We start from the raw sequence: 13987 nt of genomic DNA on the forward strand, positions 1-13987 counted from the left end.
TTGCTAAACTATGCGTTTTTACTCTTTGTTTCTTATTAGCTTGGGGTTACTTTCTTGTCAAAAAGATAGTTCAACCCCTGAGCCTTTACCTCGTTACGAAATTACGCTGGTGTATATGGTTGCTGATAACGACCTCGCTCCCTATGCCTTAAAAGACCTCAACGAAATAGAACGCGGGTTTCTGCCTAATGGGCGCGACAAACTTTTGGTGTATATCGATAGCAATACCTCTACCGCTTTGCCTTCACACCCTGTACTTTTAGAAATTGTACCTGATACTACTGAGGTGATAAGGTCTAAAATCATCGCTTCTTACCCCGAACAAAATTCAACTGATAAAACCGTAATGAGCAATGTGTTGAGAGATGCTTTGAGCTATTACAAAGGCGACAATCGTTATAAAGGACTTGTGCTTTGGTCGCACGGCAATGCTTGGTTGCCGGAAGGTTATCATATAGAAACCGAAAACAAATCAGGAGTGGTGGTAAAATCGTTTGGGAAAGATATGAGTCCGCGAGAGGGGGCTATGGAGCTTCCTGATCTTGCGGAAGTTTTAAGTCCTTATCGGTTTGATTATATCCTTTTCGACGCTTGCTTTATGGGGTCGGTAGAGGTGCTCTATGAATTACGACATTCTGCTCGTTACTTTATTGCTTCACCTGCCGAAATTCTTGCCGATGGTTTTCCTTATCACCTCCTATTGCCTTACCTTATAGGGAAATTACAATTAGAAAAAGCAACCGAGGCTTACTACAACTATTACAATGCTTTGGAGGGTGCACGACAGTCGGCTACGGTTACTTTGGTAGATAGTGAGCAGTTGGAGGCATTAGCTTCTTTCTGCAAACAACTCAACACTTCTGAGTTGTCTTTAGCCCACTTGCAACAATACAGTAGGAATAACGAAAAGTATTTGTTTGACTTAAAACAAGTGCTTTTGGAGAGCAAAGCCAGTGTGGCTATGGAACCTATTTGGCAAAAGCTTTGTAAAATTGAAAGACACACACCGAGATTTGCTAATATTGCGCTGACACATTGCAACGGACTGAGTGTTTATTTGTTTGGTAAAAATGAAACGCTGAACAACTATTACAAACAATTGTCGTGGTATAGAGCTACAAGGTTTCATTTCTCGTATAAATAGCTTATAATTTTCTAATTCTCAAATTTCTAATTTGCTAATTTTTCCCTACCTTTGTCGCGTAATCCTAAAAACTAACCTTATATGAAAAAGTTTTTATTTTTAGCAACAATGTTAATAACATTGACATATTGTAAAAAAAATGTGGATTGTTCAACTCCTCCTCCTACTTTTAGTATGTGGGTAAACAAAAACTCTGAGGTTCATAAGGAATTTATCAACGAAAGAGGAAATATTGACACTACTCATATTGCCCTATATAAACAAATAGGTAATACAAAGAAGAAGTATCCGATAGGATTTTATTATGAAACAGACCCTCGAGGAGATACATATTTACATATAGGAACTCAGCTTTGGTTTAAAAACGATGTGTATACTGGTAAAACTGAAACTCTCTACCTTCAAAATGCTTCCAAAACCTATAAAATAGAAGTAAATGGTTATATGGAAGACGATAAGTGTGGAGAGTATGCTGTAACAAATGAAATCCGTGTAGACGGTGTAAAAGTAGAAAATCATTATTTAGCAAAATAACCTTAACCCTTTTGCAGGGAGTTCCCTGCAAAAGAGTAAAAAAATAATCAATATGAAAAACTTCTTACTCTTTATTCTATTGCTTTTTGCATTGCAAATAAGCGCTCAAGAAGCCTACACCAAAGGCGATGTATTTATTGATGTGCAAACATCAATAGGTAATGCAGGAGTTGGTTATGCTGGAGAAATACACTATGCTTTTGCTCCATTGTTTTCGGTGGGTGCTCAGTTCAATAGTCAAAGTTTTAACTTCAACGATAAGTACATTACTTCTTTTCTACCCGAACTCACTGCCAATTTTCACTTTGGCAAACGTGCTACTATCGATTGGTATGCAGGACTTTCAGGAGGTTATTTTATTTGGCAAAGCAATGACCCTTACGAAAATGCAGGCAACACTGGCTGTGTGATAACACCTCCTACTTATGATATTAGTCTTAGAAACAATCACGAAAATAATTTTATAGCTTGGAACGCTCACTTAGGCTTCCGTTACTTCATCTTCAAAAACGTAGGACTCAATGGTGAAGCGGCTTTAGGTAATGTACGTTGGTTTAAAGTGGGGGTAAGTGTGAAAATCTGAAAATTTTAAGACTTTTTATATATAGGGGTAGATATGCTTAGCTTATAGAAAGCTTATAGGAAGCTTATACGAATCTTGGACGATTGGTATAGAAAGGGTATATAAAACTTTGAATTTCATACTTTTATAAGTTTGAAAATTTAAAGGAAAAACTATATGATTTCTTAATTTTAGTAAAAATCTCTAAACTAAAAAATCGTTATTTAATTATCTTCTATTTACAATTATTTACTATCTTTGCACTTCTAACAACAAAGATATCCTTATTGGTTATTTGTCATTTGTAATTAGTATTATGATTTTTTCTTTTCTTACAGACCTCGCTAAAAACAATAATAAAGAGTGGTTCGATACTCATAAGGAGGCTTATGAATGTGCTAAATTAGAAGCTACATTGCTTTTCAATTATATTTATACGGGGCTTGCTGAGCACGACACCCTTGCGCCACTGAAAATATACCGCATCTATCGCGATTTGCGCTTTTCTAAAGACAAAACACCTTACAAGACACACTTCGGTTGCTATATACAACGGAAACAACCGCACTACCGCGGTGGGTATTACGTACATATTAGTCCGCAAGAGACCTTTATAGGGGGAGGTTTTTTCGACCCTAACAAAGAAGATTTATTGCGTATGCGTCAGGAAATCTCTCTCAATGCTGAGGATTTTCAAAAAGTGATGAATAGTGAGGGGATAAAGAAAGAGTTTGACGGGAAACTATGGGGTGACGAGGTGAAGACTGCTCCCAAAGGCTTTGAGAAAGACGACCCGATGATTGCCTATTTGCGCAAAAAGCAGTTTCTGTTAAAACACGACTATACACAACAAGAAGCCACAGCGAAGGACTTTGATAAGAAAGTAGTGCAGGGACTTTTGGCAATGCGTCCGTTTTTAGATTTTATGACGGAAGCTTTGACGACGGATTTGAATGGAGAAAGTTTGTTTTAGCTAAGAGGTAAAGCTAGCGACAGCTAGGTAAGTGTGATATGAAACTAACATTTAACAAAAAGTACTTTATATGGGCGTTGGCACTGTTGGGGGCAGAATTGCTTATTGCGACAGTGTTTAGCAGTATGGGCTTTATCAGAGGCTATATAGGCGATGTACTGGTGGTAATATTGCTGTACTACTTAGTGCTTTCGTTCGTGAAAGTGAAGCATAAAGATAAACTCATCTGGGGTATATTTGTCTTTGCGATAGCCGTAGAAGCGATGCAGTACTTGGGTGTGGCTACTTATTTGGGCTTCACGAGAGGAAGCTTGGGGTATATCCTCTTAGGCAATCACTTTTCGTGGGCAGATGTGGTGTGTTACGCCATTGGATGTCTTATTTTGCAATTCACAAGTAAGAATAAATAAAAAGGGGGTGAATGGTTATTTGCCCTACATAATGTAATGCACAAGCTATTGTAAAATCGGGATAGTATTATATTGAACTAAGGTTGTATTATTAGGATAAATGAAGAAAATATTAGTAACCGGAGGGGCAGGATTTGTAGGTTCTAACCTTTGTGAAGCTCTTGCCAAAGACCCTAACAACGAGGTCTATTCGTTAGACAATTATTTCACCGGTAAGCGTGAAAATCACGTAGAAGGGGTGCAATATATCGAAGGAAGTACCGAACATATCTTCGAACTTATCAGTTTTTCACCTGATATTATTTATCACTTAGGTGAATACTCACGGGTGGAACAGAGTTTTGAGGATATCGACAAGGTATTGTTGTTTAATAAAATAGGTACGCTGAAAGTATTAGAGTTCTGCAGAAAACACGGGGCTAAACTCGTGTATGCGGGTAGTAGCACCAAGTTTGGTGACGGGGGTTTAGGGAAAGACCAAAGTCCATATGCTTGGAGCAAATCGTCGAATACAGAGCTTATCAAGAACTATGGTATGTGGTATGGGGTCAACTATGCTATTGTGTATTTCTACAATGTTTATGGCAAAGGAGAAGTTGGCACGGGAAAATATGCGACGCTTATAGCACTCTTTATAGAGAAGAAGAAGAAAGGTGAGCCCCTAACAGTAGTAGCCCCAGGTACTCAACAACGCAATTTTACGCATATAGATGATATAGTAGCCGGCTTACTCTTGGTAGGTGAAAAAGGTAAAGGCGACGGTTATGGTATCGGCAGTCCGGAAACTTATACAGTTTTAGAAATCGCTCAGCTCTTTGGGGGCGAGATACAAATGCTACCGGAGCGCAAAGGTAACCGTATGACTGCTGAAGTTATTACCCAAAAAACAGAAGCTTTGGGCTGGCAAGCGAAGAAGCATATTAAAGAATATATAGAACTATTGTCAATTGATAATTAACAATTAGCAAGCGGGAAATGAAAATAGCTATTACAGGGGCGAGTACCCTCGCAGCTGAGGCGCTCTCCCTTCACAATAATATCCTACAAGGGCGACTTTCTGACCGTGACCAAAAACTCATAGAACAACTCAGAGCTTCTAATTCTGCTTATGAGCCCTTAGACCCCACCGTTCTTTATGCCTTACATACTGCACGAAGAGCTGTTGCACAAACAGGCTGGCAAGGAGTTCGTTTTGGCATCAATATAGGGTCGTCGCGAGGAGCAACAATGTTGTTTGAAAAGCATTTTAGTCATTTTCTGAAAGAAGGCAGTTGCCAAACCTTAGCTTCGCCTACTACTACTTTAGGCAATATTAGCACTTGGGTAGCACAGGATCTTAGCAATGAGGGTTTTGAGCTCTCACATTCTATTACTTGCTCTACCGCTTTACACGCTGTCGCCAATGCCATTGCTTGGTTAGAGAGTGATATGGAAGACCGATTCTTGGTAGGTGGTAGCGAGGCACCTCTCACTCCTTTTACTATTGCACAAGTGAAAGCTCTGAAAATATACAGTAGTCTGCCTTTGCCTTATCCTTGTAGGGCTATGGATATGAGCAAAAAACAAAGCACTATGGTGTTAGGGGAAGGGGCAGGTTGTTTCTGTTTAGAAAAAGGAGAACGACCTAACGCCTTAGCTTATATTGTAGGTTTAGGCTTTGCTACCGAAAAGCTCACTCATAGTGTATCACTCTCCAAAAATGGACAGTGCTTGCAAGATGCTATGCGTCGTGCTTTGACAAGTGCTGGGAACCCTAAGATAGATGCGATTGTAACTCATTGTACCGGTACTATCAAAGGTGACCAAGCTGAACTCAACGCTATAGAAGCTGTATTTGGCGAAGAAAAACTCCTACTCACCAATAATAAATGGCAACACGGACATACCTATGGAGCGAGTGGAGCACTGAACCTCTCAATGGCAATACGAATGTTACAGAATAACCGTTTTGAAGGAGTGCCTTACCTTAGTTACCTCGAATCTGTACCCGATAAATTCGAACATATATTAATTAATGCGGTAGGATTTGGCGGAAATGGAATAAGTGTGATAGTGAAAAAGTGAAAAAAGCAAAGTAAAAAGTAGTATATTTATAAAATGATAAATCTATGATAATAAGTAGGTTTGTACTTTTTAAAAGTAAAAAAGAAGAATATTTGTACGAAAAAGATTGTGTTTCAAAAAAAAAGTGTTACTTTTGCCGGCAGTAATTATTATCAAATTATAAAAAAAGAAAATTATGTCAGACATTGCATCAAGAGTTAAAGCCATTATCGTTGATAAATTAGGCGTAGACGAAAATGAAGTAACCGCAGAAGCGAGCTTCACTAACGACTTAGGAGCTGATTCATTAGACACTGTTGAATTGATTATGGAGTTTGAAAAAGAATTTGATATTCAAATTCCAGATGACCAAGCTGAAAACATTGCAACTGTAGGTCAAGCAATCAAATATATTGAAGACGCTAAACAATAATTGGCTCATAGGCAGTAGGCTATCAACGTATATACTTGGTAGCTTACTGCCTAATGCTTTTTGTTCTAAACCTAAATGCTAAAAAGTTGAAACTAATATGGAGAAAAGACGTGTTGTAGTTACAGGTATAGGGGCACTTACCCCTATAGGTAATACCGCCCAAGAGTTTTGGGAAGGACTCGTAGCCGGCAAGAGCGGTGCTGCGCCTATTACCCATTTCGATGCTTCAAAGTTTAAGACAAAGTTTGCTTGCGAAGTAAAGAACTTTAATGTCGAGGATTTTATAGACAAAAAAGAAGCACGTAAGCTCGATAAATTTGCTCAATATGCCTTAGTGGTTGCTGATGAAGCCGTAAAAGACGCTCATCTTGATATGGATACGCTTGATAAAGACCGCATAGGGGTAATTTGGGGCTCAGGTATTGGGGGATTAGAAACTTTCCAAAATGAGGTAATCAACTTCAACGAAGGCGATGGTACACCACGCTTTAATCCATTCTTTATACCTAAAATGATAGCCGATATCGCAGCAGGAGTGATTTCTATACGCTATGGCTTTAGAGGTCCTAACTTCACTACGGTTTCAGCGTGTGCCTCTGCAGCTAATGCTATGATAGATGCGCTAAACTATATTCGCTTTGGCTATGCTGATATGATGGTATCAGGTGGCTCGGAAGCAGCGGTTACTATTGCTGGTATCGGCGGTTTCAATGCCTTGCACGCTCTTTCTACTTTCAATGAAGACCCCGCCAAAGCTTCTCGTCCGTTTGATGCTAATCGTGATGGTTTTGTATTAGGCGAAGGAGCGGGAGCAGTAGTACTTGAAGAGTACAATCACGCAGTGGCTCGTGGGGCTACTATCTACTGCGAATTGGCAGGAGGAGGTCTCTCAGCTGATGCTTACCATATGACGGCACCTCACCCTGAAGGGCTTGGTGCTAAAAACGTAATGATTAACTGTCTTAAAGACGCAGGAGTATCAGTGAACGAAGTAGATGCTATCAATATGCACGGTACCTCTACTCCATTAGGAGACATCGCTGAATCTAAGGCAGTATTAGATGTATTTGGTGAGCACGCTTACGATATCAATATTAACTCTACCAAATCGATGACGGGGCACTTGCTCGGAGCTACGGGAGCAATAGAAGCAGTAGCGTCTATCCTCGCTATTAAACACAGCATCGTTCCTCCTACCATTAACTTTGAACACCCCGATGAAAAAATAGATCAACGCCTTAACTTTACCTTCAACAAAGCGCAACACCGCGACGTGAAAGTAGCGATGAGCAACACCTTTGGTTTCGGTGGACACAATGCGTGCTTATTATTCAAAAAGATATAAACTATAAGTGTTCGGCTTAAAGAAAATATTAACTTTTCCCCGTCTTATTCCTAAGAAGAAAGACGGGATTTTTTATACTAAAATCAAAGAGCTTTTAGGATTTCCTCCTAAAAACTTATCGTATTACAGCGAGGCTTTTACACACCCTTCTTACCAATTCCAAAAAGCGACGCGTAAGAGCTATGAGCGCCTTGAATTTCTGGGTGATGCGATTCTTGGCGCCGTGATAGCCGACTATATTTTTACCAATGCTCCTGAACAAGATGAAGGCTATCTTACCAAAATGCGCTCTAAAATTGTAGAACGTCGCAATCTTAACCAGCTCGGTAAGGATATGAGGCTCTTGGACTTCTTGCGCACTAAACTTACTCCACGACAGTTAGGTAATAATATCACTGGTAACCTCTTCGAGGCACTTATAGGAGCAATTTATTTAGACAGAGGTTATAAGGCTTGTTTTAAGTTCATTGAGCGTGAGCTCATTTTGCCGTATATCAACATCAAGAATTTAGAAGGAAAGGTTATTAGCCATAAGAGCTTGTTAATAGAATGGTGTCAAAAACATAAGTTAGACTTTGCTTTTGAGGCTGAAGAAGATATAGAAGATTGTTCTGAGACTAAGTTTTTCGTTGCTAAAGTGCACGTACAAGGCTTTTCGGTAACTCGGGCGCGTTCTACGTCTAAGAAAAAAGCTGAAGAGATTGCTGCCAAACGCGCTTGTTACAAGATTCAGGGTAAACAACATCATAAATTAGATGTACAATGAAAATCCTTCTTCTCTCCGATACCCATTCGTATATAGACGATCGTATATTGCACTACGCCAGCGAGGCAGACGAAGTGTGGCATTGTGGCGATTTTGGTAACTTGGCAGTGATAGAGGCGTTGCAAGCCGTAAAACCTTTGCGTGGGGTTTATGGTAATATCGATGGCATAGAGATACGACAACAATTCCCTGAAGTAAATCGGTTTGCTTGTGAGGGTGTAGAGGTACTGATGATACACATAGGCGGTTACCCTAATAAATACAGTCCGTTGGCAAAACAAGAAATCCTAACTTGCCCTCCTAAACTCTTCATTTCGGGACATTCACATATTCTAAAAGTGCAATACGATAAACAGTTTCAGTTGCTACACCTCAACCCAGGAGCTGCTGGTCTTTATGGTTGGCAAACCGTGCGTACGATGCTTCGTTTTGAGATAGAAGCAGGAGAGATTAAAAACTTAGAGATTATAGAGTTAGCTCGTAGCGCGACAGGTAATTAAGTTATAATATTATCAGAACTAAAAGTAATACAAAATAGGCTGTCCCTTAACCGGACAGCCTATTTTGTTTCTTCTCTATTGTCTTTCATTACTAATTTTTATAGCTTTTCCTATTAGGGTAGTAGAAGTACAATCTGTAATTTTTACCATTACAAAATCGCCTATTTTATAATCTTCTTTGGGGAATACTACTACGGTATTCTGACTATTGCGCCCCATCCACTCTTTATCCGATTTTTTAGAGTTTCCCTCTATGAGCACTTCTACCGTTTTGCCTATTTGTGCTTGAGTGCGGTACAAGCTGTGTTTCTGTTGCAGGTCGATAATCTCAGCAAGACGGCGTTTCTTTACTTCTTCGGGTACATCATCTTCTATTTTGCGTGCTGCTAATGTACCAGGACGCTCCGAATAAGCAAACATAAACCCAAAATCATACTTTACATATTCCATTAGCGAAAGTGTATCTTGGTGGTCTTCTTCAGTTTCGGTGGGGAAACCAGCAATCATATCCTGCGAAATAGCACACTCAGGAATGCGTTCGCGTATGCTGTCTATCAGCGCAAAATATTCTTCGCGAGTATGAAGGCGGTTCATCGCTTTCAAGATACGATTGCTACCGCTCTGTACCGGCAGGTGGATATACTTGCAGATGTTAGGGTGTTTTGCCATCGTATCAATCACATCAAGGGTCATATCCTGCGGATTGGAGGTAGAAAAGCGGATACGCATTTCAGGCTGAGCTGTTGCCACCATATCGAGGAGTTTAGCAAAGTTGATAGCGGTGGCTTGTTGCATCTCACTTGCTTTGCTGAAATCCTTTTTGAGTCCGCCTCCATACCAAAGGTAACTATCCACATTCTGCCCCAGTAGGGTAACCTCTTTAAATCCACGCGCTTGGAGGTCGGCGATTTCGTTGAGGATAGAATAAGGGTCGCGACTGCGTTCACGTCCGCGAGTGAAAGGTACAATGCAGAAAGTACACATATTGTCACAACCGCGCGTAATCGACACAAAAGCTGTTATACCGTTGCTATTGAGACGGATAGGCGCAATATCGGCATAGGTTTCGTCCTTAGAGAGAATCACATTTACCGCTTCACGACCTTCTTCCACTTCTTCAAGTAGGTTAGGTAAATCCTTATAAGCATCAGGACCTACCACCATATCCACTATTTTTTCTTCTTCGAGGAAGGCGTGTTTTACCCTTTCTGCCATACAGCCCAATACGCCCACTTTCATAGCGGGTTTCTTGCGTTTATACACATTAAACTGCTCCAAACGCTTGCGAATGGTCTGTTCTGCCTTTTCGCGTACTGAGCAGGTGTTGATAAGTACCAAATCGGCTTCGTCAATAGTATCGGTAGTATTATATCCCGCTTTGGAGAGAATAGAAGCTACGATTTCACTGTCGGAGAAGTTCATTTGGCAACCGTAACTCTCGATATATAGTTTTTTGGAATTGTTATTATCAGCTTGTAAAACAAGGCTTTGTCCTTGTTTACTTTCGTCTATTTCTTTAGCCATAGAGGTTTGAGTTTCTGAATTGAGGGCGCAAAGATAAAGATAATTTGGCAATTAGCCAATTTGTCAGTGTGCCAATTCTACCATTAAGGGCAATTGGTGAAATGGGTGAAATAAAATTATTGTCAAAAAGTTTTGTGTATATCACTTTTTTGTTGTACCTTTGAGGCTTGAATAAAATTATTGTAGTTTTAGATATATGAAAACCATAGACAATTTTAATTTTGCGGGCAAGAAAGCCCTTATTCGCGTGGACTTTAATGTACCATTGGACGAAAATTTTAAAGTAACTGATAACACTCGTATTGAGGCTGCGAAACCTACTATCGAGAAAATTCTCAAAGATGGAGGAACCGCAGTACTTATGAGCCATTTAGGTCGCCCTAAAGGGGAACGCAACGACAAGTATTCTTTGCGTCACATTGTAAGTGAAGTGGAAAAAGTATTAGGTAAAAAAGTGATTTTTGTAGATGATTGCGTAGGCGAAGTAGCCGAAAAAGCCGTAGCAGCTGCTCCTGCTGGTAGTGTGGTATTACTTGAAAACTTGCGTTTTCATAACGAAGAAGAAAAAGGAGATGAAGCATTCTCTAAACAGCTTGCTAAACTCGGCGATATCTATGTGAACGACGCTTTTGGTACCGCTCACCGCGCTCACGCTTCGACCACTATTGTAGCGAAATTCTTCCCTAACCACAAATGCTTTGGTTACCTCCTCGCTAAGGAGATTGAAAGTATCGATAAAGTGATGAAGAATGGCGAAAAACCTGTAACAGCTATCCTTGGTGGTTCTAAGGTTTCTTCTAAAATCACTATCATCGAGAATATTTTGGATAAAGTAAATCACCTTATCATAGGTGGAGGTATGGCTTATACTTTCATCAAAGCACAAGGCGGAAAAGTAGGTAGTTCTATCTGCGAAGATGATAAACTTGACCTTGCACTCGATATCCTTGCCAAAGCCAAAGCTAAAGGAGTAGAAGTACACTTGCCTATAGACGTAGTAGCTGCTGACGCTTTCGATAACAACGCCAAAACACAAGTAGTACCTGTAAATGCTATTCCCGATGGTTGGGAAGGATTGGACGCAGGACCTAAGACTCTTGAAAACATCAAGTCGGTATTGCTTAAATCGAAAACTATTTTGTGGAATGGTCCTATCGGAGTATTTGAAATGCCTAACTTCGCAAAAGGTACCATTGCCGTAGGTGATTACGTGGCTGAAGCTACTAAAAAAGGAGCTTTCTCACTCGTAGGAGGTGGCGACTCGGTAGCTGCTGTAAAACAATTTGGTTTTGAGCATAAAGTAAGTTATGTTTCTACCGGTGGTGGAGCGATGCTTGAAAGCCTTGAAGGATTGGTACTCCCTGGTATTGCAGCTATTAACGAATAGTTAAAATATAGAAAAAGAAAAAGAGGTAACTAAAAATTAACTTAGTTGCCTCTTTTTTATATCTTCATTATTTCTTCCCTGTTACTTGGGTGATAAGGTTCATTTTCTTCTTCTTATTTTGCTGTTTTTGGTATTCATCGAACTGCATTAGCAGGTTGTTATTAGCACGGATGAGCGCATTGGTTTCTAATAAAATACTAAAATATAATTTAGTAGTTTTATGACTGGTTTCGGTAGTGCGAATACGGTCGATTTGTTTTTGTACCATCTTTGACACTTCGTTTTTCAACACCTTACAATCTTCGAAAATTACGTGTAACTTGTTATAGTCTGAACCTTTGAATATTTCGGCTTCAGCCTTAAACACATCTTCCATCTTATCGGAAATGTATTTTAAGTCACGTAGCTGATTAAATTTGAGGTTCTTGTGATTGTTGTTTACGTGTTCATAACTATTGAGTGTAATAGCCGTGAGACATTGTGCCATATCCTGCAAACAGTCCAAAATAAGGATATAGAACTTGCTGGACGCCACTGAACTTTCATTCAGCGATTTGATAAAGTAGTATACATTACCTTTCAGCTCATCGAGTTCTTTTTCGAGTTTTTTAGCATTCTTTTTGTTTTTGGTGAGTTTGCCTAAATCTTGAGTACCGAGATTCTTCACCACTTTGCTATAAAGCTGGTCGATGCGGAAAATCGTTTCGGATACATAGTTAGAGCTTTCTTTGATGACACCGCCAATGGTAGCCAAGTCGGCGCGCTCAAAGCGTTTGCCTTGTGCTTTGGCTTTCTGTTTATTGCGGTAGATAATTGCGTTCCGAATAAGCACAAAGCCTACTACCATTATCATCACAATAAGCCCAATCACGCTTCCGTAATACAATATGCCTGCTACTAAAAATGCCCCGATAAAGGCAACAATAGCTGTTAAAAACCAACCGCCGATTACGTTTAGTACCCCTGCCACGCGATATACAGCACTATCGCGCCCCCAAGCTCTATCGGCAAGGGAAGAACCCATTGCCACCATAAAGGTTACATAGGTAGTAGAAAGTGGGAGCTTAAAGGAAGTACCAATGGCAATCAAACTACTGGATACCACGAGGTTGATAGCAGCACGCACGAGGTCGAAAGCAGGAAGGTCTTCTTCTTTTACATTAGGGTCAGGTTCAGGTTTTTCAAAACGGTGGTCTATTTTGTTGCTAATCGACTTTGGCATTATGAAGTTCACGGCATTGGCACAAATCACTGTAATACGCACCAAGAATCGCGATAAGAAATTAGAAGAAAACTTCTCTTCACCTCCTTCGTTCTGACGAGATAGATTGACGCCTGTATCAATTACGTGACGTGCTTTTTTGGAAAACCAAAGGGTGAGAATCATCACAAAACCGGTGAGCAATAGCAAGGCGGTAGGAGTAGAGATTTGCCCATCGGCTAAAGCACCCATTAGCAAGCCGTCGTGTGCTACTCCTGAATTATGCCATATATCATACGACTGATAAGCTGCTACGGGTACCCCTATGAAGTTCACTAAGTCGTTACCCGCAAAAGCCATTGCCAAAGCAAAAGTACCGCTGAGGATAATTACCCTAAAAATATTTACTTTCATACGGATAAGCACTTGTGAGAGCACCGAATAGAAAATAAAACAGCCTATGAGTAGCGGCACTATATTCGTGTCTATCCACGCAATAGCTTCTTTAGGAATGAAAGCGACGTCTTTGAGACCTTTAAAGATAATGAAGTAGGAAAGCCCTGTAAGCGAGAGCCCGCCGAACACGCCTCCTACATATTTTACATTTTCTTGATATTTAAATGAGAATACTAATCGGGCTAAGTATTGTACAATCGTACCGACTGTAAAGGCAATGGCTACCGAGGTGAAAATACCGGTGATAATTTTGCCTGCTTCGCTTGTATTGATATAGTTGAAAGCGTTAAAAAGCGATTCGTCACTCATAAACGTTTTGATAGTGGCGACACACATCGCAGCGCCCAAGAGTTCGAATACGATAGAAACGGTTGTGGAAGTAGGTAGACCGATAGAGTTGAAGAGGTCGAAGAGGAGAATATCGGCAAGGATGACCGACATAAAGATAACCATTACCTCATCGAAATAGAAGAGCTGAGGGTTAAAGATGCCTTTACGTGCGATTTCCATCATTCCGCTAGAAAAGACGGCACCAATGGCTACTCCCACGCTGGCGACTATCATAATGGTGCGAATGGTGGCTACTTTGGAGCCTACGGCAGAGTTAAGAAAGTTAGCTGCATCGTTACTCACACCCACCACCAAATCGATAACGGCGAGCACCAAGAACACGAACAGCATAAAGATGTACACCTGTTCCATAACACTA

Annotated in this window: 14 protein-coding genes; 12 read left to right on the forward strand and 2 right to left on the reverse strand. The window is 40.3% G+C overall.

The genetic code is table 11. The features are described 5' to 3' along the window. Positions 1 to 10 precede the first annotated feature (10 nt). The 11 genes from HW279_RS06040 (at position 11) to HW279_RS06090 (ending at position 8710) form a co-directional block, all read left to right on the forward strand. Positions 11 to 1144, forward strand: coding sequence for a clostripain-related cysteine peptidase (locus tag HW279_RS06040; protein ID WP_178958331.1), 1134 nt, complete (start codon positions 11 to 13; stop codon positions 1142 to 1144). An 81-nt stretch (positions 1145 to 1225) separates the two neighbouring features. Next, on the forward strand, positions 1226 to 1678 hold the full coding sequence (locus HW279_RS06045) for a hypothetical protein (RefSeq protein WP_178958332.1): 453 nt from the start codon (positions 1226 to 1228) through the stop codon (positions 1676 to 1678). 52 nt (positions 1679 to 1730) lie between these two features. Further along, positions 1731 to 2261 (forward strand): hypothetical protein, encoded by a 531-nt coding sequence (locus tag HW279_RS06050; RefSeq protein WP_178958333.1) that lies wholly within the window; start codon positions 1731 to 1733, stop codon positions 2259 to 2261. Between the two features lie 295 nt (positions 2262 to 2556). Continuing rightward, complete coding sequence (locus HW279_RS06055; protein ID WP_178958334.1) at positions 2557 to 3213, forward strand: DUF2461 domain-containing protein; 657 nt, start codon at positions 2557 to 2559, stop codon at positions 3211 to 3213. Between the two features lie 38 nt (positions 3214 to 3251). After that, on the forward strand, positions 3252 to 3623 hold the full coding sequence (locus HW279_RS06060) for a DUF2809 domain-containing protein (RefSeq protein ID WP_178958335.1): 372 nt from the start codon (positions 3252 to 3254) through the stop codon (positions 3621 to 3623). Positions 3624 to 3723: 100 nt separating this feature from the next. Then, positions 3724 to 4581, forward strand: coding sequence for an NAD-dependent epimerase/dehydratase family protein (locus tag HW279_RS06065; protein WP_009417622.1), 858 nt, complete (start codon positions 3724 to 3726; stop codon positions 4579 to 4581). Between the two features lie 17 nt (positions 4582 to 4598). Next, positions 4599 to 5687 carry a beta-ketoacyl synthase N-terminal-like domain-containing protein gene (locus tag HW279_RS06070; protein ID WP_178958336.1) on the forward strand — a complete coding sequence of 363 codons (1089 nt, stop codon included), beginning with the start codon at positions 4599 to 4601 and terminating at the stop codon, positions 5685 to 5687. A gap of 175 nt (positions 5688 to 5862) precedes the next feature. Beyond that, positions 5863 to 6099, forward strand: coding sequence for an acyl carrier protein (locus HW279_RS06075; RefSeq protein ID WP_002675303.1), 237 nt, complete (start codon positions 5863 to 5865; stop codon positions 6097 to 6099). 97 nt (positions 6100 to 6196) lie between these two features. Then, on the forward strand, positions 6197 to 7444 hold the full coding sequence (gene fabF, locus HW279_RS06080; protein ID WP_178958337.1) for a beta-ketoacyl-ACP synthase II: 1248 nt from the start codon (positions 6197 to 6199) through the stop codon (positions 7442 to 7444). 7 nt (positions 7445 to 7451) lie between these two features. Further along, positions 7452 to 8210, forward strand: a complete 759-nt coding sequence (rnc, locus tag HW279_RS06085; protein ID WP_009417665.1) for a ribonuclease III — start codon at positions 7452 to 7454, stop codon at positions 8208 to 8210. Then, entirely contained in the window at positions 8207 to 8710 is a 504-nt protein-coding gene (locus HW279_RS06090; protein WP_178958338.1) for a metallophosphoesterase family protein, read from the forward strand. The genes rnc and HW279_RS06090 overlap by 4 nt, the downstream gene beginning before the upstream one ends. Before the next feature lie 75 nt (positions 8711 to 8785). Here the strand turns inward: HW279_RS06090 and miaB are convergent, their stop codons facing one another. Then, entirely contained in the window at positions 8786 to 10234 is a 1449-nt protein-coding gene (gene miaB / locus HW279_RS06095) for a tRNA (N6-isopentenyl adenosine(37)-C2)-methylthiotransferase MiaB (RefSeq protein ID WP_178958339.1), read from the reverse strand. A gap of 196 nt (positions 10235 to 10430) precedes the next feature. Between miaB and HW279_RS06100 the strand changes: the two genes are divergently transcribed. Continuing rightward, positions 10431 to 11621 carry a phosphoglycerate kinase gene (locus HW279_RS06100; protein ID WP_002675311.1) on the forward strand — a complete coding sequence of 397 codons (1191 nt, stop codon included), beginning with the start codon at positions 10431 to 10433 and terminating at the stop codon, positions 11619 to 11621. Between the two features lie 67 nt (positions 11622 to 11688). Here the strand turns inward: HW279_RS06100 and HW279_RS06105 are convergent, their stop codons facing one another. Continuing rightward, positions 11689 to 13980 (reverse strand): inorganic phosphate transporter, encoded by a 2292-nt coding sequence (locus tag HW279_RS06105; protein WP_009411219.1) that lies wholly within the window; start codon positions 13978 to 13980, stop codon positions 11689 to 11691. Positions 13981 to 13987 lie beyond the last annotated feature (7 nt).

Source organism: Capnocytophaga sp. oral taxon 903 (genome assembly GCF_013394785.1).
Lineage (GTDB): Bacteria > Bacteroidota > Bacteroidia > Flavobacteriales > Flavobacteriaceae > Capnocytophaga > Capnocytophaga ochracea.